The 22,348-nt window shown below is 41.7% G+C and carries 22 protein-coding genes; 11 read left to right on the plus strand and 11 right to left on the minus strand.

Translation table 11 applies throughout. The features are described from left to right. Positions 1–7: 7 nt before the first annotated feature. Together Q0C29_RS10840 and Q0C29_RS03810 are read left to right on the plus strand one after the other, a co-directional pair. Positions 8–172: a zinc ribbon domain-containing protein gene (locus tag Q0C29_RS10840; protein ID WP_367173623.1), complete on the plus strand. Its 165-nt coding sequence runs from the start codon at positions 8–10 to the stop codon at positions 170–172. 87 nt (positions 173–259) lie between these two features. After that, entirely contained in the window at positions 260–1,225 is a 966-nt protein-coding gene (locus Q0C29_RS03810; protein WP_291999331.1) for a glycosyltransferase family 2 protein, read from the plus strand. Here the strand turns inward: Q0C29_RS03810 and Q0C29_RS03815 are convergent. From Q0C29_RS03815 to Q0C29_RS03825, 3 genes are all read right to left on the minus strand, one after another. Beyond that, on the minus strand, positions 1,222–1,785 hold the full coding sequence (locus Q0C29_RS03815) for a DUF996 domain-containing protein (protein WP_291999332.1): 564 nt from the start codon (positions 1,783–1,785) through the stop codon (positions 1,222–1,224). The two genes, Q0C29_RS03810 and Q0C29_RS03815, sit on opposite strands and share 4 nt — an antisense overlap. Before the next feature lie 70 nt (positions 1,786–1,855). Then, positions 1,856–3,241, minus strand: coding sequence for a phosphoglucosamine mutase (gene glmM / locus Q0C29_RS03820; protein WP_291999333.1), 1,386 nt, complete (start codon positions 3,239–3,241; stop codon positions 1,856–1,858). Between the two features lie 210 nt (positions 3,242–3,451). Beyond that, positions 3,452–4,219, minus strand: a complete 768-nt coding sequence (locus Q0C29_RS03825) for a helix-turn-helix domain-containing protein (RefSeq protein ID WP_291999334.1) — start codon at positions 4,217–4,219, stop codon at positions 3,452–3,454. A gap of 321 nt (positions 4,220–4,540) precedes the next feature. Between Q0C29_RS03825 and Q0C29_RS03830 the strand changes: the two genes are divergently transcribed. Both Q0C29_RS03830 and Q0C29_RS03835 read left to right on the plus strand, forming a co-directional pair. Further along, complete coding sequence (locus Q0C29_RS03830) at positions 4,541–5,929, plus strand: cytochrome ubiquinol oxidase subunit I (protein ID WP_291999335.1); 1,389 nt, start codon at positions 4,541–4,543, stop codon at positions 5,927–5,929. Positions 5,930–5,938: 9 nt separating this feature from the next. Further along, positions 5,939–7,192, plus strand: coding sequence for a cytochrome ubiquinol oxidase subunit I (locus Q0C29_RS03835; protein WP_291999336.1), 1,254 nt, complete (start codon positions 5,939–5,941; stop codon positions 7,190–7,192). Between the two features lie 14 nt (positions 7,193–7,206). On the opposite strand, the gene Q0C29_RS03840 is transcribed toward Q0C29_RS03835, so the two are convergent. Then, positions 7,207–8,205, minus strand: a complete 999-nt coding sequence (locus tag Q0C29_RS03840; protein WP_291999337.1) for an alcohol dehydrogenase catalytic domain-containing protein — start codon at positions 8,203–8,205, stop codon at positions 7,207–7,209. Between the two features lie 99 nt (positions 8,206–8,304). Continuing rightward, positions 8,305–9,477 (minus strand): FAD/NAD(P)-binding oxidoreductase, encoded by a 1,173-nt coding sequence (locus Q0C29_RS03845; protein WP_291999338.1) that lies wholly within the window; start codon positions 9,475–9,477, stop codon positions 8,305–8,307. Between the two features lie 187 nt (positions 9,478–9,664). Between Q0C29_RS03845 and Q0C29_RS03850 the strand changes: the two genes are divergently transcribed. From Q0C29_RS03850 to Q0C29_RS03870, 5 genes are all read left to right on the plus strand, one after another. After that, positions 9,665–10,732: a MupG family TIM beta-alpha barrel fold protein gene (locus Q0C29_RS03850; protein WP_291999339.1), complete on the plus strand. Its 1,068-nt coding sequence runs from the start codon at positions 9,665–9,667 to the stop codon at positions 10,730–10,732. Between the two features lie 36 nt (positions 10,733–10,768). After that, a complete protein-coding gene (gene pyrB / locus Q0C29_RS03855; protein WP_291999340.1) occupies positions 10,769–11,689 on the plus strand; it encodes an aspartate carbamoyltransferase in 921 nt (306 codons plus the stop codon). Between the two features lie 292 nt (positions 11,690–11,981). Next, positions 11,982–12,686 (plus strand): phosphoribosyltransferase, encoded by a 705-nt coding sequence (locus Q0C29_RS03860; RefSeq protein WP_291999341.1) that lies wholly within the window; start codon positions 11,982–11,984, stop codon positions 12,684–12,686. Positions 12,687–12,843: 157 nt separating this feature from the next. Continuing rightward, the gene (locus Q0C29_RS03865; protein WP_291999342.1) at positions 12,844–13,422 is read left to right on the plus strand and encodes a hypothetical protein; all 579 of its coding nucleotides are present in this window, start codon (positions 12,844–12,846) and stop codon (positions 13,420–13,422) included. A gap of 82 nt (positions 13,423–13,504) precedes the next feature. Beyond that, the gene (locus Q0C29_RS03870) at positions 13,505–14,410 is read left to right on the plus strand and encodes a ribonuclease Z (protein ID WP_291999343.1); all 906 of its coding nucleotides are present in this window, start codon (positions 13,505–13,507) and stop codon (positions 14,408–14,410) included. A gap of 75 nt (positions 14,411–14,485) precedes the next feature. On the opposite strand, the gene Q0C29_RS03875 is transcribed toward Q0C29_RS03870, so the two are convergent. The 3 genes from Q0C29_RS03875 to Q0C29_RS03885 all read right to left on the minus strand — a co-directional run bounded on the left by Q0C29_RS03875 (position 14,486) and on the right by Q0C29_RS03885 (position 17,224). Then, positions 14,486–15,547 (minus strand): M20/M25/M40 family metallo-hydrolase, encoded by a 1,062-nt coding sequence (locus tag Q0C29_RS03875; RefSeq protein ID WP_291999344.1) that lies wholly within the window; start codon positions 15,545–15,547, stop codon positions 14,486–14,488. A 42-nt stretch (positions 15,548–15,589) separates the two neighbouring features. Beyond that, positions 15,590–16,519, minus strand: a complete 930-nt coding sequence (locus Q0C29_RS03880; protein ID WP_291999345.1) for a malate dehydrogenase — start codon at positions 16,517–16,519, stop codon at positions 15,590–15,592. A gap of 123 nt (positions 16,520–16,642) precedes the next feature. After that, the gene (locus tag Q0C29_RS03885) at positions 16,643–17,224 is read right to left on the minus strand and encodes a hypothetical protein (RefSeq protein WP_291999346.1); all 582 of its coding nucleotides are present in this window, start codon (positions 17,222–17,224) and stop codon (positions 16,643–16,645) included. 162 nt (positions 17,225–17,386) lie between these two features. Here Q0C29_RS03885 and Q0C29_RS03890 point away from each other — a divergent pair, with 162 nt between their 5' ends. Then, positions 17,387–18,229, plus strand: a complete 843-nt coding sequence (locus tag Q0C29_RS03890) for a cation diffusion facilitator family transporter (RefSeq protein ID WP_291999347.1) — start codon at positions 17,387–17,389, stop codon at positions 18,227–18,229. Between the two features lie 2 nt (positions 18,230–18,231). Here Q0C29_RS03890 and Q0C29_RS03895 read toward each other — a convergent pair whose 3' ends face one another. Together Q0C29_RS03895 and Q0C29_RS03900 are read right to left on the minus strand one after the other, a co-directional pair. Then, the gene (locus Q0C29_RS03895; protein WP_291999348.1) at positions 18,232–19,329 is read right to left on the minus strand and encodes an insulinase family protein; all 1,098 of its coding nucleotides are present in this window, start codon (positions 19,327–19,329) and stop codon (positions 18,232–18,234) included. Then, the gene (locus tag Q0C29_RS03900) at positions 19,322–20,569 is read right to left on the minus strand and encodes a pitrilysin family protein (RefSeq protein ID WP_291999349.1); all 1,248 of its coding nucleotides are present in this window, start codon (positions 20,567–20,569) and stop codon (positions 19,322–19,324) included. The genes Q0C29_RS03895 and Q0C29_RS03900 overlap by 8 nt, the downstream gene beginning before the upstream one ends. A 107-nt stretch (positions 20,570–20,676) precedes the next feature. Between Q0C29_RS03900 and Q0C29_RS03905 the strand changes: the two genes are divergently transcribed. Beyond that, positions 20,677–21,372, plus strand: coding sequence for a hypothetical protein (locus Q0C29_RS03905; protein ID WP_291999350.1), 696 nt, complete (start codon positions 20,677–20,679; stop codon positions 21,370–21,372). Here Q0C29_RS03905 and moaA read toward each other — a convergent pair. Further along, complete coding sequence (gene moaA, locus Q0C29_RS03910; protein ID WP_291999351.1) at positions 21,369–22,334, minus strand: GTP 3',8-cyclase MoaA; 966 nt, start codon at positions 22,332–22,334, stop codon at positions 21,369–21,371. The genes Q0C29_RS03905 and moaA overlap by 4 nt on opposite strands. Positions 22,335–22,348 lie beyond the last annotated feature (14 nt).

Raw genomic sequence — 22,348 nt, forward strand, 5'->3', positions numbered from 1 at the left:
TACCAAGATGATTAAAGTAGGCTACAGGAGGCTCAAGTGCCCAAGATGCGGATTCAAGGAGGATAGGGACATCATCGCCATAATCAACCTATCCAAAATGGGGGGTGCACTACCCACCCCGACTGCCCGCCCAATGACCAATGACAACACGACCGAGCGGGGGAACCAATGAACCACCCTAGAGGCCTAACCCTTCAGGACGGGGAGGAGGTCAGAATGTGGGAATCTTTTTAACATAATGATACGCTTAAGGAATTTAATGGGAATTAAGGTAACCATAGTAGTAACATGTTATAGAAGATGGACTTACTTACCCCTGGCTATTAAGTCCATTAGGGTTCAGAGTAAGCCACCTGATGAGATTATTATTGTTAAGAGCCCGGAAATAAGGTTACTTGAAGGTTCATTGAAGGTAATTGATGATGATTCGCCTCATGTAGGTAAGAAGATAATCGAGGCTGCTGAGGAGGCTATGGGTGATATCATAATGTTCCTTGATGACGATGATGAATTCACCAACAGTAAGGTAGCCATGGTGAGTGAGTTCTTTGAGAATATTAGTGAATTAACTTACGTTCATAATTCAATCTCATGCATTACCAGTAGTGGCGTAGAGGTGCATAAAGTTAAGAATTACTTCAAAGTACCACCCTATGTTAAACCCTGTGCTAAGGTTAACCGAAGGGTAATGTTTAATCTAAGTAATGAAAAAGCCTTCAGTAGGTGGCTTTGGGCTGGTGCAGCATTTAACGCCAGTTCAATATCTATTAGAAGGGAAGCATTAATGAAGGTTAAGCATTATGTTAAGCAAGTTAGTGTAGTCTCGGATTCAATACTTTACTATAGTGCTGCACTTTATGGCGGTTCGGCATTACTAATACCTGAGAGATTAACTAAGTATAGGATACATGGAGGTAACATTAGTAGGGGTCAATCTACCTCATTTAGTGATTACATTGAATCAATGAGAACATTACTAAGTAGGGTCATTCATGATTATAATATAATATGTGAAATGACTAAGGGAAGCAATTTTGAGAAGCATGCGTGTACGGAGAGGAGTATGTACACTGCTGTTGCTCGGGTCTTTAATGAACATGAGTTAAGTTTAGGGTACTTAAATATGCATACACTGCAATACTACCTAATGGCCCTACTTCCCAAGCGGTTTAAAAACGTGATAGCGAGGAGATGGTATGAGGCAACCTTAAATCCATTTATTTAAGGATTTCTGCTAGGCTCCCTAATGCTTAATAATGCTACGCCTATTATTATCCAGGCTACTAAAATTATGAAAACACCTATTACTATGAATGTTAAAATCGCCCCTATTAAGTATATTAAGCCCCCTGTCTCAAATAATCCTTCACCGGTACGTGAACTCATGTTACTCATTGCCCTACGCAGGTAAACCGCGGATAGTAGGAAGAACACTGCAGTCACTATAATCACTACTACTATTATCAGTAAACTAGCTAACAGTGGGTGGTAAGGATGATAAGGTATCATTGGGTAGTTCATGTGTAACCAACTGAATGACATTGTGAACGGTATTAATGCTAGAAAAACACCAACAGTTAACACTATTAATGCTATTAACCCAAATATGAACCACCCAGTTATATCAGATTTAAGCTTACTATCATTGAAGTAATCCGCCAACTCCACCATACCAACTAGGAACAGTATCAAACCAACTATTGATGGTATAACATAACCAAGTATACCAACCCCAGCAAGTATGGCACCTATACCAGCTAATGTCTTGGCTGAATCAAAGCTCATTGATTAAAAATAGTTCACGAGTTTTTAAACATTCTGACGTAGTCTCTTTACTCCCCTGAGGGGTAAATCATTAAGTACCTAGAGCCTCTTTACTAAGTTTCCTAAGCTCATCCTCTATAATACCCATTACCTCACGCCTAAGGGCATTGAACTTATCACTACTTGATGCTTCAATTACTACTCTAAGTAGATTCTCAGTGCCACTTGGTCTCACTAGGAACCAGGAGTCAATGTAATTAACCCTGAGTCCATCTATTGCTATAACTTCACCACCCCAGTCCCTGCCCTTAAGCTTCTCAACGATCCTTACTGCAAGTTCCCTATTCATTTCTATTCTCTCCCTTGCCGTCAGCATTCTCGGCATCTTTGCATTAAGCTCAGATAACTTAGCCTTCTCCTCGGATAGGACCTTCATCATTAGTAGCGTTGTTGATACACCATCCCGAACTGGATGATGCTTAGGCCATATGAATCCGCCATTATCCTCGAAGCCACATAATGCTCCCTCTTCAATAACCTTATGGCTCACATCAACTGAGCCAACCCTAGTCCAAACAACCTTACCACCAGCGCCCTCTACAGTCCACTTGACCACCACACTTGATGATACTGGGGTGACAACCTTATCACCCTTCTTAATCATGGATAAGGCAAGTATTGTACCTGTCCTATCACCCCATAATACGTTACCCCCCTCATCAATGAAGAGTGACCTATCTCCATCCCCATCGTAAGCAACCCCAAAGTCAGCACCAGCTTCAACAATAGCCCTTGATGCTATGTTAAGGTTCTCAGGCCTTGGTTCAGGATTCCTACCTGGGAATTCACCATCGAGGTGACCATTAATTGAGTAAACCTTAACGTTAAGCCCTCTTAAAACATATGAAAGTGCTATTGAATTAACGCTATTTGCGAAATCACCCACTATCCTAAACCCCCTACGTCTAATCGGCTCATCATTAATTACACTCAGTAAATGATCCCTATAATCCCTTAACCCCTCCTCAACATTAATGAACCTGACCGACCCAATATCCCTATAATCCACGGTCTCCTTATACTTCCCACTGAAGAATATTGATTCCACATCCTCCTCAGCTTTTCTACTGATCTCAACACCATTACTATCCATCAGCTTAATACCGTTGTAGTGTGGTGGATTATGACTGGCAGTTACCATTATTCCAGCCCTATAACCCCAAGCCTTAGTTAAGTATTGGTGTATTGGAGTTGGCAATGGTCCTATCACGTCAACTCCAATACCATGCATTGACAATGCTCCATAAAGCACACCCACTATGGGTAGGCTTGTTACCCTAACGTCAAAGCCTATCAAAACATCGCCAGTATTAATGTATGTTGCTATGGCTTCAGCTAACCTTACTAAGAAACTTGGGTCGTAACTACCCTTAGTGAACTCTAGCCTAACCCCATTAGTACCAAATAGTTTACCCACATTAGCCACTGCATAGTTCTAGTTTAAACGCATAACCGCACTTACTAGGTACTTAAAGTCTTGTTTTTGGGTTTTTATTGGGGATTAGGGTATTATTACTGCTTTTAACCCATCCAAGTAAGGGCGCTACCCACCCATGGCCAATAATACCACAGGCAAAGGAAACCACCCAAATAAAGGGAAGGAGTCAGTCCAACTGGAGTTGCGGATTTACTGTATTCTAATGTAGCGGGCGCCAAGTATGTTTGATACTTCTTCAGCCTCTCTACTGTTCTCACTACCTAAGAGTACATTGCCATTATCAGTCACTGTGGCGTATTTACCGTGAGTATGAACCAGTAGGTATGATTCCTTAACCTTAAGGTGAAGTACATCACCCAACTCAACCCTCCTCTCCATAATCCTCTGTTCAGGATCCTTAACACTTAGACTCCAGCCTTCTACTATTTCATCCCCAAATAATTCAACAAGTAGTTGAGCCTTCTCAGCGCTAACATCAATAGTGCCTCTCTCATACTCATACACTGCCTTCCTGCTAACAGAGAGCAACTCAGCTAGGTCACCGAGGCTTAAACCATACCTCATTCTAAGTTCCCTCAGTAACCAACCCTTTATCCTAACCTTAACTACACCACCCTCATTCTTAAAGAGTAGTGGCTTACCCTTAAGTAAATCCCTGAATGTGTTCGGATTCAATTGAGGTATGCCTGAGTGTTCATAAAGAACACCATCCTGGAGTTCCTCATTTCTCCTACTCTCATCAACCAGTATTGGCTTGGCATTAAAGACCTTATGCATTATCAGTAAATCAACTATGTGACTCCTTGGTATTGTGGATGAATCTGAACTTATCTTAAGGACCATTTTACCTAAATTACCCTTATCCACGTTGGCTACAATAGTGTATGAGTAATCATCCTTATCAATAACTACAGACTTAGCTCCAGCCTTCTCTAATTCCTCCGTTACATCATCCATTAAGCGTTCATCGTTTTTCCTGGACATTCCGCTTATATATTGTATCTGTGGCTCAGATTAATATCCCTTACGGTTCATTAAAATACGATAATTCTTAGGTTCAATAGATAGAGTACGTGAATAATTAGATCCATCTAATTGGATATAAATTAGAATAAAAATGGAATATTAAAAATCTATTAGTAAATTTTCCTATAGCATAGTCTTTTTATATTCATATATAAATATATTAAATTATAGTAAAGCTTATAAATAATGGAGGTTATTACATAAATTCAGGTACCTATGGGTTACAGTCCCTTATTACCAATCACTTGGAATGTGATTTTAGATGAAGCTAGGTGGTTAAGTGCAATTGGTATACTGGCCCATTTAAGCTTAGCATCCTCATTTCTTGGGACAATACTAATAGCTGTGGTGGCAGAATTCCTGTACTTAACTAGGCATGATAAGGATTGGTACGATAAGGCTAGGATGTTTTCAGTAGTATCAACTATATTCTTTGGAGTTGGTGCAGCGTTCGGTACATTGGTTGAGTTTGGTTTAGTGACTATATGGAGCAACTTCATTACAATAATAGGCTCAGCCATAGTTTTACCATTTTACCTAGAATTATTCGCCTTCTTAACAGAAGTGATACTTCTACCACTCTACGTATTCACGTGGGGTAAGGTAAGAAATGGGTGGGTACATTGGGTAATCGGCTTAGCTGCAGCGTTCGGAGGATACTGGAGTGCCTACAATATACTAGCGGTCATGGCTTCATTAAGCATGAGGCCCCCTGGCATGATTGTGCAAAATTTGGCCGCATCCAATCAAACGATAGCTGGCTTAACAAGTTACCTAGTCACTTGGGCTAAGCCTACGGATGCATGGAACATGTTCTGGTGGGGTGCCAACGTATTCATATTCCACGGCATACTGGCTGCGGCAATATTAACATGGTCCGTGGTGAGTGCAATATACCTGTATGGTTACATGCATGAACATAGGCCTGACCAGGCTAAGGTGCTTAAGGTTCTTATACCTGGTGTAGCCATTATGACTGCTATTGAGGGCTTTATACTTGGTCATGATCAAGGTGAGCTAGTTCTTCAATTTGATCCATTAAAGTTAGCTGCAATTGAGGGCATGTTTTGGAAAGGCCTTAAGGTTGATCCACTACTAAGCTTCCTCGCATATGGTACTTTTAACCACACCTTCTGGGGTTATTACTCATGGCCTGCTAATGTAAGGCCACCCCTAGCTCCCTTCGACTTCCTACCGATATTTTACCTAGGCTTCATGGTTACATTAGGTGTATTACTTGGTGTATGGAGTGGTGGGTTGTCCCTCTGGTACCTATTTAATGGCTTCTTCAGTAGATTCCATTGGGCTAAGGTAATAGCATCATTCCTAGAGAGGACTGGCCCATACACCATGCCCCTCTTCGCTGCCCTAGCCTCAATAGGCGGTGCGGTAACATCAGAGAGCGGTAGGGTTCCCTTTATCCTAGTTGAGTCGTCACCCAGCTTAAATGGTGGTCCACCTATGGTAACCGGGGTGCCTATATATGAGGGCGGGTTAATTAATCCTAACTTAAGCTTACCAGGCTGGTTGATTGCACTTATCATAGTAGTTGAGGTAGCTATGCCGGCCCTAGCAGTCTACATGGTTTACCTATACACTAGGCCTAGGAGAGAGAAGCCAACTCAGGTGGTTGAGTACTAGGGTGAGATCATGGTCTCCCCAGTTGTGGTAACGGTGGCCTTAATTGCATGGGCCTTCTCAGTGCACTTGCCCCTAGTGTACACTGTGCTTGGTTTAGGTTGGTTACTGCCTACGCTTGAGCTATTGGGGTATAGGAGTGGTAGGAGGACTTACATTGACATTGCCCATGGCTTATCAAACTACTTAATAGCAGTGTACGCCATAGGTGGGGTCTTTGGAACAATAGTGACGGTGTTCTTAGCAGGTCTACTGCCGGTCTTCACTAACATAGCTGGTGTACTGCTTTGGCCAATTTGGGGTATTGCAATAGTGTTTGGTGTAGCCATAGCTCTACCCCTCATAGGCTTATACTACAGGTCATTCAATAGGCTTAGCCCAATTAAGCATATTACAGTGGGTTACGCCATGGCTATTACTTTAACTGTAATCCCAGCAATGTTTAGACTAGTGTTCGCGTTCATAAACTACCCTGCAGGTGTTTTAATAACCCCAAGCAGTGCATCAAACACAGGCTTTACGCTATCTGTTAATTTAACCGAGACTTTAAGTAACCCAACCTATCCACCACTACTCCTGGCCACCTTATTCGGGGCAATAGCCATGACGGGCATCTTACTGTCATCAATACATGGCTGGAGGTATGCATCAAGTAGGGATGAGTACCATGAGCTGGGACATAGGGTCGGTAATATAGTGGGCTTAACCTTCGGCATCCTATACTCAATCTTCGTCATCTGGTACCTCTACACTGTTTACCAGTATTCACCGACTGTCGCATGGTCTATACTTGGGCATCCACCCTCATACTTACCGTCAACATTCTATGATCTATATAAACCCACCTTTAACCTTAGCTGGATGTTTTACATGAATATTGTCCTTGGAGCCATAATATTAGCCCTACTAGTGGTTTCAATTAAAGTAACCAGTAAACCCATTGAGGCGCTTAAACTCATATTAACACCAATGCTGATGGATTCAGCTGAGGTAATGAATGGGTTAGCTCACGTACCTTACGCCATTGTTCCACCGGTTACCGCAGCTGAGGCGCTGATTAAGGCATACGGCCTAAGCTTCGCCCTTAATGTGGCTAAGTGGTTAACGATTAGTCAACTCTTAACTCCACAAATCAATGCATTACTAAGCCTTGTTTCGGTTCAACCAGGCCTATTATTAGGGAGCCTAGTCTTCTTCGCATTCTTTAATGCACTATTGCTTTACGTAATATACGCTGTATTATCTTGGAGGAGGAGTTCAGCCTAAGTGTGGAATTAAGTTTAAACACTAATCTTAATCATTATTCTTCCATTCCTCTGGGGTGAAAATAACCTGGTAAGCGCCTCCCTGGCTTCACTTAATTCATAATACTTATCAACCTTAACCTTAAGCTTACCCATAATGTTAACTAACTCAAGTAACTCCCTCCTGGTCCCACCAGTTGAACCAATTAACTTAAATTGATTAGAGTACAGTAACGATAATTGAATCTTAACCTCCCCACCAGTCAATTGACCAAAGGTAACCCACCTACCACCCCTCCCAAGCAGTGATACGCTTACACTCCATGTTCTCTCCCCAAGTGGATCAATAACCACGTCAGCCATTCTACCATCAGTAGCCTTCTCAACCATATCCTTAACATTATTAATTGAAGCAACGTAATCTGCACCTAATTCACTAACCCAACTCTTACCGCTTACCGCAATTACCTTAGCCCCCATTAGCTTACCTAATTGAACAGCAAATTGACCAGTGTTACCGGATGCACCAAAGACGACTAGTGTTTCTCCAGCCCTTAAATTAGCCTCCCTGAGGGCGTGGTATGATGTTAATGCGGCAACAGGTAGACTTGCCGCCAAGTCCCAATTAACATCACTAGGTAGTTTAATTAAATTCCTATCAGGCACAACAGCGTACTCAGCCCAACCACCATTAGTTACTATGCCCACTATGCCACCATTCCTGCATAGGTTCTCCATTGAGGCTAAGCATAAGTCACAGGTACCGTCGAAAACCCTACCATAAACCACCACCTTGTCACCAGGCTTAACAGTTGACACATGATCCCCCACCTCCTCAACAATACCAGTGAATTCAGCACCAGGTATATGTGGCATTGGTTTAACCCACCTTGAAGTAACAGTATAGTAATCCACAGGGTTAACACCGGATTCAACAACCCTAATGACTACCTCATGGGGATTAGGCTTAGGCCTACTTAACTCAACCACCCTTAAGTCATTTAAATCACTCTTCTCGAAAACAATCGCCCTCATGAAGACACAGCACTAAGCATATTAAATAAACTTAACACTCACCCTAACCTCTACTGAACAATAAAATAGCTTTAAGCTTATTTAATGAGTAATGTAGTTTCAGGCTTGACCAAATAATTTACCGAGGTATGTTTGCATCCAATGGTCCTTCTGCTCAGTGTACTCACGCTTTGGATCAGGGTCCTTAATAACCTTCGGCGGCTGCTGTGTGTAATCAAACCCAAATTGAAGACTTAAGGTCTCCAACCTACCTTCCACGTTACCTAAGTATGCCCAACCAATGAAGGCATATTGCGTATTAACCCTATCATTAATCCCAAGATCCTCCATTATCTTACTAACCACAAATAGTGCACTTTCAAAAGCTATTTCCTGATTCTTGGGGTACGGCAGCTTTGCGACATCACCAGCAGCTAACACGTCATCATACTTAACATTCCTTAAGTCCACTGGTGACCTAACGTTAAACCATTCATCACCTAAGCCGGATTCCCTAATAAATGATGGGGCTCTATTTGGTTCAAGCATGGCAAGTACATTGAACTTATACCTCTCACCACTCTTGGTGGTAACCTCATGGTCATTTAGCTCCACTATTTCCTGGTTAGTAATTAACTCTATTCCAGCCTTATCATAAATCTCCTTAACCTTATCAGCTATTGCAGGTGGCTGTGTCTTATCATTGGCATCTATGTGAATGACCTGAACCTTATCCCTAACACCCCTATGCTTAAGGATAGTATGAGCCAGTAGGGCGGTTTCAGTGGGTGCTGGGGCACAGCGGTAGGGTGCCTTTGGTGCGTACACCAGTACTGTACCTTGGTTAATTAACCATAATTTATTCTTCAGTTCCATTAACATGCCTGGGTCATAAACATTAGTGTTAATCCACCCCCACTTATCATATCCATTAATCCCACTTCCATCAAACACTACCCCAGGCGCGATTACTAGGTAATCGTAACTTAATGAACCACCCTTAGCCCCATATGGTGGTGATTCATTATACTTAACAATCCTATTCGCTGGATCAATCCCAGTAACTGTGCCATAGATTATTTTAATTCCCTTCAACCCCACATTGTGGTAACCCCTAATTATCCTCTCAAGCTTCTCCTCATTAGTTAACACTAGTGGTCTAGTTGGTCCACCTACATAGTATGGTTCCTTAGTCAATACGGTAACCTCAGCTTTAGTGCCTATTCTTTGAGTCAACGTGGTTGCTACGGTTAATCCAGCTATCCCACCACCCACTATTAATATCCTGGGCATTGTTATTCCCAGGAGTCAGAGGGTTAATAAATCTTTGCTCAATCAAATTTATATTATTTATAATAACGTTAACTTAGCATCATAAATTTCTTAAATATAATTAGCTAAACCTAAAATTAAACTAAAACCCTTAACCCTATGTAAGCTTAATGAGTAATCCTTAAATATCGAATACCGTTCAGTATTCATGGCTAAAAGCATAGGTATATCCTTTGCTGTGGGTAGGAGGGAGACCGTGCCTAGGACTATGGAGATAATGAGGAAAGCCTCAGAGCTGGGTTTCACTGAGGCATGGTCTGGAGTGGGGCTTGATAACTTGGATTTAGTTAAGGATATTGCCAAGTTGGCTAATGAACTAGGCTACTACTATTTCGTGGACATTAATCCCAAGGTGCTCTCAGACCTAGGCGTATCTCCAAGCGACTTAAGCTTCTTCAGGAAGGTAGGCATTAAGGGGGTTAGGGCTGACTGGGGCTTTAACCTGGAGCAATTAGCAACAATGGCTAATAATGACCTTGGAATTAAGGTCGAATTAAATGCAAGTGTTTTCCCACTTGATGAATTAGATAAGCTGCTTAGATTGGTTAAAAAGCCGGAAAACCTAATGGCCAGTCATGACTGGTATCCATGGGAGTACACTGGATTAAGCCTTGAGGATGCATTAGCTAAGTCAAAGGAGTTCCACACTAGGGGTATACCTGTTGGCATATTCATATCCGTTAAAGATGGGGAAAGAACCACGGTGGAGAGCCTTAGGCACATGGATATTGAGAACTCAGCCTCAATACTCCTCAACTCAAGATACATAGATAGGGTACTCATAGGTGACCCACTGCCATCTGATGAAGACCTAAGGAAGGTGGCTAATGCTAAGCGGAGGACTAGAATAAGGGTCATTGTTTACGACGGCTTAACCGAGGAGGAGGCTAAGGTGTTTAATAGAGAGTTCCATGATGTCAGAATTAAGGAGAAGACAATTGGATTAACTGCAGCCGGTGAGAACAACATTAAACCAAGGAACATTGTTAGGAGGTTTAAGGGCGCGGTTACTGTAGTGAATAATAACCCCCAGTACATCCAGGTCTGGATATTTAAGGATGATGCACCACCAAACCCCAGGTTCAACGTTATAGGTGAAGTATACCCAGAGGACATGGTTATTGTAGAGCATCTTGCTGAGAGGACTAAGAGTATACTATCAGTACCCATTGGTGATGAGCCACCGGTAGTTCTTGAACCATACAAATCCGCTTAACTTATAAACACCAACTCAGTAGTAGGCGAGGGTTCCTTGACTTGGTTAAACAGGGACGTCATATCATCCCTGGACTTCAACAGGGAGGATTTAATGCAACTCTTCAATGAGGCTAAGGAAATGGAGAATTACGCTAAATCCAAGTTAAATATACTTGACGGTAAAATCATGGCTACAGCCTTCTTTGAACCAAGCACAAGAACTAGGTTAAGCTTCGAGGCTGCAATGTTAAGACTTGGTGGAAGAGTGTTAGGCTTTGGCTCAGTGGAGGCATCCTCAGTGGCTAAGGGTGAGAGTCTTGGTGACACTATTAGGATGCTTGACTCCTACTCAGACATAATAGTAATACGCCACAGCCTTGAGGGCGCAGCTAAGTATGCCGCTGACATAGCCACCGTACCAGTGGTGAATGCCGGTGATGGTACTCAGAATCACCCAACCCAAGCAATGCTTGATGCATACACCATTTGGAGGGAGTATGGGCGAATAGATGATTTAACAATAGGCATACTGGGTGACTTAAGGTACGCCAGGGTTGTCACCTCCCTAGTTCAATTACTAAGTAACTTTAAGGTTAAGCTACGCTTAATATCCCCTGAGATACTGAGGCCTAGGAGGGAGCTTGTGGACTTCATGAGGATGAGGGGAATGAGTTATAGCCTGCATTTAAACCTTAATGAGGTTTTAAGCGAACTAGATGTACTCTATGTGGTTAGAATACAGAGGGAAAGGTTCCCTGACCCGGTGGAGTATGAGAGGGTTAAGGGAAGCTTCAAGGTTACTCCAGAATCATTAATTGGCGCTAAGGATACATTAATAGTACTCCACCCACTGCCTAGGGTTGATGAGGTTGATCATAGGTTGGACTCGACAAAGTACGCTAAATACTTTAGGCAATCAGCCCTAGGTGTACCCCTTAGAATGGCTCTCCTTAAACTAGTGCTCAAGGGTGATTAGACACATTGCCTAATACTGGGCTGTATCCTTTTTTCGAGTTAATAAATGGCTTTTTGTTTTCATTTGTGTTTATTTTCTTTGTTTATAACCCATTTGGGGAATTCCCATAAGCTTTATAGTCCCTTCCCTGTAAGCCTTGGCCCTGGTACGTGAGGGTGGCCGAACCACCGTAGCCCACCCGAGGGAGACCGCAGTGAACCCAAGGGTGGTAAGGCCATCAACAACCACCCTCAGGTGAGCGGTTAAAGTGGCTTAATACTTATAAATCAGGGGCATCCCTTTAAATCTAATTGTGGTTAAGGTTCCGGTTAAGTTAGTTAGTTGGGATGATATAGTAACGTGGGCTTCAACCCTGGCGAATAGGATAATTGAAAGCAAATGGATCCCAGACGTGGTTGTGGCCATAGCTAGGGGCGGTTACGTCCCAGCTAGGTTACTCTGCGATAACTTAGGAATCAATGACTTAGTTAGCCTACAGGTAGTTCACTGGCCTAGTAGTGCTCAAGTTTCCGAGAAAGCATACATCAAGTATCCGGTTGCTCAAATAGACCTAAATGGTAAAAGAGTTCTAGTGGTTGATGACATTGTTGACACCGGTGACAGTGTAATAATTGCTAAGGATCACGTCATCTCAAGGTGGCCTAATGCCGATGTTAAGACAGGTGCCCTACAGTGGATATCAACCGTAGCCAAATTTAAACCAGACTACTACGCCTATGAGGTTAAGGAGTGGGTGTGGTTCATGTATCCCTGGAACCTTGTCGAGGATTTGTCAAACTTCATCAGGAGGATAATGAGCGAGGAGTATAAGGCAAGTAGCAAGGTAAATTGGAGCTTAATGGAACTAACAGATAAACTAAGCGAATGGTATGGGGATGAGATCCTTAAAGTACCATTATCCTACTTAAGTAGAGCTATAGCAAGCCTTGAGAAGGAAGGATTCATATCCAGACTTAGGGGTAATGACTTTGAGATTATCAAACTAGTTAAATATTAATTTTAATATTTATCAAGTTATTAAAAGTTTAAGCTTACAGTAATCCATAAGCCTACTCGGATTTAACTTTCAACCATTTTTAAACCATATGTGTATGACCGATATATTTAAATAATATTAGCGTAATACTTAAAAAAGGGTTGTAAGGTAAACAAGTGTGAGCCAAGCGCAAAGCGGTCCAATACCAGGGATAGTGATTAACATATTGTATTGGGGAGGTATAATCACAGTACTTGCCATTGCCTATACGATAGATTACTTACTAATACACCTGTGGCTGTATGGTAATGCAGAGTTTAATATTGTGCTTGACACGCTCATACTGGCATCGCTCTTGTCCTTTGATGCATTATCACTGGCCTCAACAATATTCTTCATTAGAAATGCAAGAAACAGAACTAGCTCAGGGCTACTTCTACTTTACGTCATTGGCGCCTTCGCGGTTTTAACATACTACACCTACGTTGTTATGGCCAATCACACCGCAATACTTGTTGAGGTTTACGGCCAGGGTGTAATTGGGGACAAGTACATTGGCTCCGGTATAGTCCTCTATAACATGGGTATAGCATTAATGACCTGGCTAATAGTTCAAGGTAGGGGTAATTTAAATAAGCTTACACACGCAATACCACTACCGTCTATATCACAAACCTTAACTAATAATGGAAGTAAAGGTGAAGATGAGGATGATGCCATTATAATATGTTATGGTGATGAATGCAATATGGATTAAAGTGTTTGCGCTTGATTCCACGTGATCACATAAGGTTAATGCTTGAGGATTTAGTTAAATTACACTGAAAACTAACCGAGTAATGCTTAAGATAGTGTTCCTAGGTTCCGGTGGAGCCATACCTAGGCCCTGCAGGGAATTGCCTGGTGTGTTAATTGAGGTTGATAGGTATAGGATACTTATTGACCCAAGTGAGGGTACTGTTAGGAGATTGGAGGGTATTGGGGTTAGTCCACTTAAGTTAACACATATAATGGTTACCCACCTGCATGCTGATCACGTTAACGGTTTACCAGGTCTATTAGCAACAATGCTAATGCTCAATAGGGTTACCCCAGTAACAGTGATAGGTCCAGTGGGGATAAGTGACTTCGCGCCAACTCCAATTAATTCATCCTTCAGAATTAACATTATTGAACTTAAGCCGGCCAGTGAAATTACCTTAATTGAGTCGGTGGATAACCTGGAGTTAAGATACGTGACCACTTATCATACTGTTCAGAATAATTCATACTCAGTAACATTGAGGAGACCAATCGGTACGTTTAATCCAGATAAGGCTAGGGAGCTAGGCATACCAGTAATCTACTGGAGGAGGATTCAAATGGGTGAAACTGTTGCGTTGCCGGATGGCAGGGTTATTGAACCAACTATGGTTATGAGCAATGTGGGTAATAGGTCATTAACAGTGACGTACACTGGTGATACTTCACCGGGCGATGGCGTGGTTAAGCTAGCTAAAGGCTCATCAGTACTTATTCATGATTCAACATACTTACCTAATGATGCTAAGGAAGCTGAGAGTAGGGGGCATTCAACATGCCTAGACGCTGCATTGGATGCTAAGGAGGCTGGCGTTAAGTTACTGGTACTTACTCACATGAGCTTTAGATACGGTTACGAATACTACTGGGATTTCCTTAAATGCGCCAGTGACGTTTTTCCACACACCTTAACCGCTAAAGACAACATGATTATCGAAATCTAACCCACAGCCTCTAATAAATGTAATATTGATTCTTTTCAGAGTGAACTAAATGAAGCCAATTGAGGTTGAAGCAAGTTATCCTCTTTCTGAATTTTGCACGTTTATGCGTCCGAATTCGTCAATAACATTAGTGAGAATGCTGCTGGCTAACATAATATCATTAATGTTAATATATTCAATTGGTCCATGGCTGAGTGTTGGGTCTCCTGGCCCATAGGCAGCTAGGTTTAATGTTAATTTGGCTAAAATAGCCATGTCACTTGTACCTAATTTCCTCGAGAGGAGTGGCTTAACATTATTCCTTAAGCTTGCCCTCACTAATGACCTAACCACTGGATTATTAACATTGACAGTTATGGGATCGGTACAGTCAATAACCTTAGCGCACTCAATACCCTCAATAATGTTACTAAGTTCCCTACATGATGAATTTAACGGTATCCTAACATTGACAGTCATTATGCATTCAGTTGGTACCTTACTTGGGTGATCACCGCAGTTGATGACTGTGGGTGTTACAGTATATGATTCAGTTGATTGCCCATTACCAAGCTTACCAGCCATGATATTGAAGGTTGAATAGACCTTCAATATTGGGTTATCCTCAACTCCAGGTCCAGCAGTGTGTCCTCCTTGGCCAAGGCACTTAATCTCAACCCTGGCGCTCCCCCTATAGGAGTATGCTATATGCATGTTAGTTGGTTCACCAACAATTATACCATCCGGTTTAGGGACATTACCTCTAATTAGACTTAGTGACCCTAAGCTATCGCTCTCTTCTCTAGTTACTAGAGTCAATACTAGGGTTATCTCAGGTTTAGAATTTAGGAAAGCGGTAATCATTGATGCAAGTGGTCCCTTATCATCAACAGCACCCCTACCATAAACTAAGTCACCCTCTTCCTTAACATCAATGAAGCCTGGCACAGTATCCATATGCGCATGCAGCCATAAAACCCTCCTACCATTACCCCTTACTGCAAGTACATTACCAGCATTATCAATCCAAGCCTCAACGCCACGTTGCCTAAGGAAGCTTGAAATAAAATCAGCAATCCTCCTTTCCTCACCACTTGGACTATATATTCTCAGTAAGTCAATCAACAGTTCCTTAACATCATTCTTACTTAATGTCATTGGTAAGAAGGGGGTTAATTGGGTTTAATTAATTTTAACCCATTACTTAAGGTATTGCGGTGGTACTTGGGTTAAATTCTTCCTAACAGCCTCAATACTCTGCATAAACTTTTGCTTCTGCTCTTGGGTTAGGCTTAATTCAATTATCTTCTCAACACCATTTTTACCCAATACCACAGGTACCTCGGCGAAAACATCCTTCACACCATATTCACCATCAAGGTACACTGAGGCTTCAAAAACCCTCTTCCTATTCTTCTTTATTGAATCAACCATTAAGGCTAAGCCAGCTGCTGGACCCCAGTTGCTACTGAATCCCCTTAAGCTTGTTATATCAGCGCCTGCTTGAATAGTCTTCTTAACAATATCATTATACTGATCCTGAGTTAGGAATTCTGTTAAAGGCTTACCGTATACGAAGGATGCTTCAGGGACAGGGTACATGTTTTCACCATGCTGCCCAAGCACAACCGGGATTATTGACTCTGGCGCTATTCCAATTATCTGGGAAGCGTAGTAAGCCATCCTATTAGAATCGAGGACACCGCTAAAGCCAATAACCCTATTTCTAGGGAACCCAAGTCTCTTATATAGTACATAAACCATTGCATCAAGCGGATTAGTTGTTATAATTACTATTGAATTAGGGGCATACTTCTTTACCTGATCCGCGACTGATGAGACTATTTCAGCGTTCTTGCCGGCTAACTCCTCCCTAGTCATGCCTGGTTTCCTAGCTAGGCCTGCAGTAATTATGACAATATCACTACCCTCCATGTCCTTATAATCGTTACTGCCCTTATATCTGACGGATTTCCCTAATATTGCCGCTGCATGATTAAGATCAAGGGCCTCTCCTTGGGGTAGGCCCTTGATTACATCTATTAGCGTTACTTCATTATCTAGTTCATAGAACATTAGGAATGCCGCCGTTGTTGCACCTACTCTACCTGATCCCACTATTGTTATCATAATTTGCTCTACTTACCCTTATTTTATAAGTTTTTCCGTGGGATTTTCTTGACTTAAGGGTATTTTTCCACATTCTATTAAAGGTATTTCTAATTAAATATAAAGTTGAATTATTGACAAAGTTTAAGCATTTCTAAACAATAGGTCTAGGTAATTAAGTAGGTACTCTAGAGATGTATTGTTAAGTAAATAACTTCTTAAGTCAAGGTACCTACTTATGAATTCCCCACTTAACCCCTTAACAACATCATCGATCTTATCAAACCTATTAGCCATCTTGAAACTAAATGGCACATCTAAACCTAAGGCCTCAAGCGCCCTTAACTTTAAGTCTTGAGGACCATTAATGAGTGTATGCCTTAATTCCTGACTATTAAATGATCTAGAAACATATGTATCATAACCAGATTCTATCAGTATGTAGTCGATTATTCTACTTAAGAGTGCTAAACTACCAACCCTACTGTACTTCCTGTTCGCTAGTTCATCAGTTATAACCCACTTAGTTATTAATACTGGGTCATTATGAGCCTTAGCTACAGCTATTAGCCTTAATATTGAGTATTCATCATCGTTAATGTTTATCTTAATCGATACTAAATCATCAATATCTACTGATGATTGGTCATTAGTGTATGTTATTATTACTTCACCTGGCTTAATCCTATCTAACGCATCATTAATGAATTCCTCACTAATCACCATCTAATTGACTAGCGTCTTCAGGTTAATAAACCGTTCACTATTTTAATATTGAACCTAGTAGGGTTAGGTTTATAAATTCCGAAATCTATACCGTTATCGGAATCGAGTATGCCTGGAAATTTATTTAAGAACCAGCGGGCTAATGGTAATGAGGTAGTACCAATGAGGAGTAATACTAGGTTATATCTAAAGGTGGCAACATTACTTGTTAGCGCTACATCGATTACCGAATTTTTAACTGGATTAATCATGAGTGTACCAGTGTTTATTGCTGATGGCTTGCACACAATGCTTGATGTTGTAATACTGGGTTCACTTTACATTGGGCTTGGGCCAACCTTAAAACCACCTGACATGGATCACCCATATGGGCACTTTAAGTACAGGTACTTATCGATGTACACTGTTGCATTAATAATAATGGGTGCGTCGCTTTGGTTGATGGTTGAAACCATTATTAACATTACTAAGGGTGTTGTTGAGAAGGTACCTTTAGACTCAATGTATGTGGTAATCGCTGTAGCTGGTTTAGTGCTGAGTAGGTTACTTTACTTGAGGATTGGTTACATTAAGACGAATGACTTAATACTTAAGCTTGAGTTTAGGCATGCAATAGCCGACTTACTGGATGCAGTACTAATTGCAGCCGCAATGGTTGCTTCACTAGTAATACCCCTAATCCAGCCTATAGCTGTCCTTGCGATAGCAACATACCTAATATATCTAGGGATTAATTACTTCAAGGAGTCAATTAATGTACTACTTGATCAGGTTAATCCAGGCATAGCAAGCAGGGTATATGGTATTGCAAGGGATCATAATGTAGCTGTTTCTGATGTTAAGGTTAAGAATACTGGCAACGGTTACGCAATTGACCTGGTTATTAAGGTTCCAGGTTGGTATAGTGTTGAAGATGCGCATAGGATTGTGAATGAACTTGAAGGTGACATAATGAGAAGTATACCATCAGTAGTAGCCGTGAACACTCATGTTGAACCAGCCTAATTTTAAGGGCCGGCAACCGCCATGTAATGACGCCCCAACTCACCGGTAATGCTTGCTATATCACTATTCTTAAGGTTTGATAAGAAGTTAACATACCTTGTGTAGTAATCCTCAGGTAAACCATACAGGGGTATTATTGAATACATTTGTGTCAATCCCTCTGGTGACTCAGCCCTAACAGTTAACCTCCCCCTCTGATTACCCTTAACCATTTCAACATCATTATCGTTAACTACGCTCATTGACTCGGTTGTCTTAAGTATGAGTTCCTTAACCTCATTAACGTACTTCTCCCTCGTACCTGCTAACGCAATCAAGAAGCCAACACCACCTAAGGGTACGTAAGTTGAGTAGGCATAGTAAGCTAAACCCCTCTTAACCCTAATCTCAACGTAAAGCCTACTAATCAAACCCATGCCGCCTAGGAGCGTATTGAAGGCCATGTAGTTGAAGACTCTGCCATATATTGAGTCCGCAGGGTAGGCAACGGCGATAGTGCTTTGAACCTTACCGCTTAACTTCACTTTAGCTTCACCATCCCCATACCTCCTTACGCTTGGCCATTTTGCATTAGCCGGGGAGCCGCCTATATCCACATCACCACCTATTGCAGTCACTGAGTAGTAGGCTAAGTTATCAAGGGCTCTCCTAACATCCTCAGGCTTAACCCTACTTAAGTCAACCCCAAGAAGAACCTCTGGGTGATTTCCATAGGGTGAACCAGGTATTAAGCCCTTAAGCGCCTCAGCCATTGCCCTTGCAGCTGTATCCTCCCTAGCTACGTTAACCTGCGTTGATGCTTCATTAATTGCCCTATCCAGTAGGCTTAGGTCAACTTTTGTTAATGCATCCCACAGGCCCTTAAGTAGGCTTAAATTACCCTTATGGGTCTTTATTGATACCGTTAATTGATCCCACGAGTTACTGAAGGATACAGTTACCCCATTCTTCTCCAGCTCCATGATTCCCCTTGACCACTTCCATAAGTTAACTAATACCCTTGATAACCCTGGGACATCCTCATTAACTAAACCTAGGTTTAACTTAACGTCAACAACAAGTGATTCACTCCAATGGCTTAGCTTCATTACCTTAGCCATAGTAAACCACCACCGCTGATTTTATAAGCTCCTCCACATGATTAACGTAATCCTCAGCCCCTAAGCTTTGGGCATTACTCATCAGTTTCACTAGGTGTTCTGGGTCATTGGCGAATAACTCACCCACACCGTACAATTGACCAAGCTTACTGGGGGAGTCAATGGTGCTGTATAGCCTAGCCTTAATTCTGGCAATTGCACTATTAACCTCATCGGCATTAGGCTTTTCTGAAATAACCTCAATCAACTTGTTATAGGCCTTATCAGGGTCCTTAACCCCCCTCAATACTATACCGTAGGGGCCATTCATGTACGTTAATTCATAACTGGCGTAAACACTTGAGGCGGTACCATCCTCAACAAGCCTATATAACCTAGCAAACCTAGGTATTGAGGCTGGTTCACCTGCTGTTAAACCATAGGCTAATCGCCTATCGCCAATCAATATGAAATCTACGAATAACTGCCTTGAGAAGCCTTGGGCGTTATGTAAGCCAGGTGACTTAAATAATGTAAGAAGCCTAGGAACAAGTGTTGAACCCTTCATAGTTATCTTAATAACACCGTTGAATTGCTCATCCCAAGGCTCAACATCCCCCTTAACCCCCTCAGGTTCAATCTTACTGAAGTATAACTCAGCAAGCTTTCCCACATCCTCTTTCGTTAAACCTCCCACGGCAACTAGGACTGCGTTAGATGGATTATAGTACTGCCTATAGTAGTTATATAATTCATCACGCTTAACGGTCTCAAGATCCCTCCTAACGCCAATAACCATATGCCTATATGGATGTGAATCCCACATTTTCCTACCAGCCACAAGCATCATCCTAAATTCCTCATCATTCTCACCCATGTCGAACTCACTCAATACAATGTTCCTTTCAAGCTCAAACTCATTTTCAAGAAATAAAGCATTCCTCATTCTCCTAGACTCAATCATGAAGCCTAATTCAGCCTTATCAATGGGGAGAACCTCAACATAGGCTGTTGTATCGTAGGTGGTGAAACCGTTGAAGTAGCCACCAACCCCCTCCACTAGCTCATCAATACTCTTCTCTAGTCCTTTAATACTCCTGAAGAGTACATGCTCAACAAGGTGGGAACCCCCATATATGCCGTCCTTTTCGTTCTTAGCCCCAACATTGTAGAAAACATATATGGCCTCAACCTCACTATTAGGTATGTGTGATCCAACAACCCTTAATCCATTACTAAGCCTTACACTGAACACGTTCATAGTGAAGTATTTTAATTAAGGATTTAAAGTGTTTAGGCATTGAATTCTTGGTTTTTATTTTAAATTAACCAATAGGGTTATTTAACATTAATGAGGTTATTCAATTAATGCCTTTATCGTTCTTTAATAGGAGAGAGGACAAGGTTAGGAGGAAGATGGAGTCCTACAAGGGATGGAGGGTTATTGATGATAACGGTAGAGAATTAGGTAGGGTGGTTTCTGTGGATTATCAAGTGAACCGTGATGGCAATAACTTGATGGTGAAGGTAATGGGCTTAAACGTGAGTAGGGATGGGCAGGTCATTAAATATAGTACCGCTAATAATGTGCTTAAATTTAATGATGAGGAAAGGGTTATTGTTGTTAAGCCTAAGAATGAGCTGGAGGCAACCATTAATGATGTTAAGGCTAAGCTTGAGGATACTGTTAGTAAGTTGAGGAAGGTTAATGAAATGCTCCTTAAGTTAGGTGACGTAATGCTTAACATGATTAGTAATAATGAGAGAATTCCTCAGGATTTAGTGGATAAGTTTAGGAAGATGTTGGAAAATGAGAGGGAAAGGTATGTTAGGGAGTGTGATGAGAGGATTGAGAAGTTGACTAGGATAATAGGTGAATTAGATGCTAGGATTTCCGAAATGGAGACTGAGTATGGTGAGCTTAAGTTGAAGAGTGAGATAAGTCAACTCCAGGATGAAGATAAGGGTAAGCTCATGGCTCTTAAGGATAACTTAGATAGGTTAAGGAATATTAGGAATGAGATAACCATGTTGGTTTATAAATATAGGGGTGAGTGCATTTAGCCAACCCTTAACCTAACCTTAATGTTACTTAGCTTTAATTGAGTATTGGAATCCTTAAAGTTTGGTTCCCTCAGTTCATTAGCCCTCTGGAAGGCCTTAATTAACCCATCAACATCCCTATTCTTAATGAGATCCCAAACCTTAACTGAGGGAGGCTTATAGAGGCAGGTCTTAAGCCAACCATCGCTTGTTAATCTCATTGTGGTGCAGCCAGCGCAGAAGCTTGGATTCATGTAATTCTTCACAATCTCAACCTTAACCCCATCAACACTAAACAGAGGCCTATTATGTAAGTCAACCCTACTTCCAAGGAACCTTCCCCGCTCCATGAGCTGCTTAACTACTATATTTAAGTCAACGTAGTTTTCATCAAATGAAACCTCCCCATACCCAACCGGCATGAGTTCTATTAACTGCAGTGAGAAGCCATGCTTTGCAGCGAAGCTTATTAAATCATCAACCTCATCAACGTTAACCTTAGTAACAACCATGTTAAGCTTCACATTGCTGAATCCAGCATCCTTAGCCTTAAGTAACCCATCAATAACCTTATTAAACACCTTAGGGCTTGTCCCAGTTATGAATGCGTACCTCTCAGGCTTAAGGCTATGTAGTGACACATTCAGCCTCATTAATCCAGCCTCACGAAGCCTTGAAGCTAGTTCGCCGAGGAGGTAACCATTAGTTGTTAAGGATAGGTCCTTGGGCTTCCTCAGACTTAGCTCCTCAATTATCTTAGTAATATCATTACGTAATAGTGGTTCACCACCAGTTAACTTAAAGTCCATTACGCCAACCCTCATGGCAACCTCAGCGGTGAAACCAATGTCCTCAGGCGTCAATGATGGAACATGCCTATTCTGTCCCTCAAAGTGGCAGAAGAAGCAGTTGAAGTTGCATTCACTGTTAACCACAATCCTAAGCTTCAATAATGGTCTACCATACTTATCAATTAAAACCACGCCGTTGACTTTAC

The organism is Caldivirga sp., assembly GCF_023256255.1.
Classification (GTDB): Archaea; Thermoproteota; Thermoprotei; order Thermoproteales; family Thermocladiaceae; genus Caldivirga.

What these genes read in the sequence shown, in the direction of transcription:
- Q0C29_RS03835 (WP_291999336.1), top strand. Translation starts at nt 5,939, where the DNA reads ATGGTCTCCCCAGTTGTGGTAACGGTGGCCTTAATTGCATGGGCCTTC.
- Q0C29_RS03900 (WP_291999349.1), bottom strand. Translation starts at nt 20,569, where the DNA reads ATGAACGTGTTCAGTGTAAGGCTTAGTAATGGATTAAGGGTTGTTGGA.
- Q0C29_RS03870 (WP_291999343.1), top strand. Translation starts at nt 13,505, where the DNA reads ATGCTTAAGATAGTGTTCCTAGGTTCCGGTGGAGCCATACCTAGGCCC.
- Q0C29_RS03880 (WP_291999345.1), bottom strand. Translation starts at nt 16,519, where the DNA reads ATGATAACAATAGTGGGATCAGGTAGAGTAGGTGCAACAACGGCGGCA.
- Q0C29_RS03850 (WP_291999339.1), top strand. Translation starts at nt 9,665, where the DNA reads ATGGCTAAAAGCATAGGTATATCCTTTGCTGTGGGTAGGAGGGAGACC.
- Q0C29_RS03840 (WP_291999337.1), bottom strand. Translation starts at nt 8,205, where the DNA reads ATGAGGGCGATTGTTTTCGAGAAGAGTGATTTAAATGACTTAAGGGTG.
- Q0C29_RS03885 (WP_291999346.1), bottom strand. Translation starts at nt 17,224, where the DNA reads ATGGTGATTAGTGAGGAATTCATTAATGATGCGTTAGATAGGATTAAG.
- Q0C29_RS03825 (WP_291999334.1), bottom strand. Translation starts at nt 4,219, where the DNA reads ATGGATGATGTAACGGAGGAATTAGAGAAGGCTGGAGCTAAGTCTGTA.
- Q0C29_RS03905 (WP_291999350.1), top strand. Translation starts at nt 20,677, where the DNA reads ATGCCTTTATCGTTCTTTAATAGGAGAGAGGACAAGGTTAGGAGGAAG.
- Q0C29_RS03810 (WP_291999331.1), top strand. Translation starts at nt 260, where the DNA reads ATGGGAATTAAGGTAACCATAGTAGTAACATGTTATAGAAGATGGACT.
- Q0C29_RS10840 (WP_367173623.1), top strand. Translation starts at nt 8, where the DNA reads ATGATTAAAGTAGGCTACAGGAGGCTCAAGTGCCCAAGATGCGGATTC.
- Q0C29_RS03875 (WP_291999344.1), bottom strand. Translation starts at nt 15,547, where the DNA reads ATGACATTAAGTAAGAATGATGTTAAGGAACTGTTGATTGACTTACTG.
- Q0C29_RS03845 (WP_291999338.1), bottom strand. Translation starts at nt 9,477, where the DNA reads ATGCCCAGGATATTAATAGTGGGTGGTGGGATAGCTGGATTAACCGTA.
- Q0C29_RS03895 (WP_291999348.1), bottom strand. Translation starts at nt 19,329, where the DNA reads ATGGCTAAGGTAATGAAGCTAAGCCATTGGAGTGAATCACTTGTTGTT.
- Q0C29_RS03890 (WP_291999347.1), top strand. Translation starts at nt 17,387, where the DNA reads ATGAGGAGTAATACTAGGTTATATCTAAAGGTGGCAACATTACTTGTT.
- Q0C29_RS03815 (WP_291999332.1), bottom strand. Translation starts at nt 1,785, where the DNA reads ATGAGCTTTGATTCAGCCAAGACATTAGCTGGTATAGGTGCCATACTT.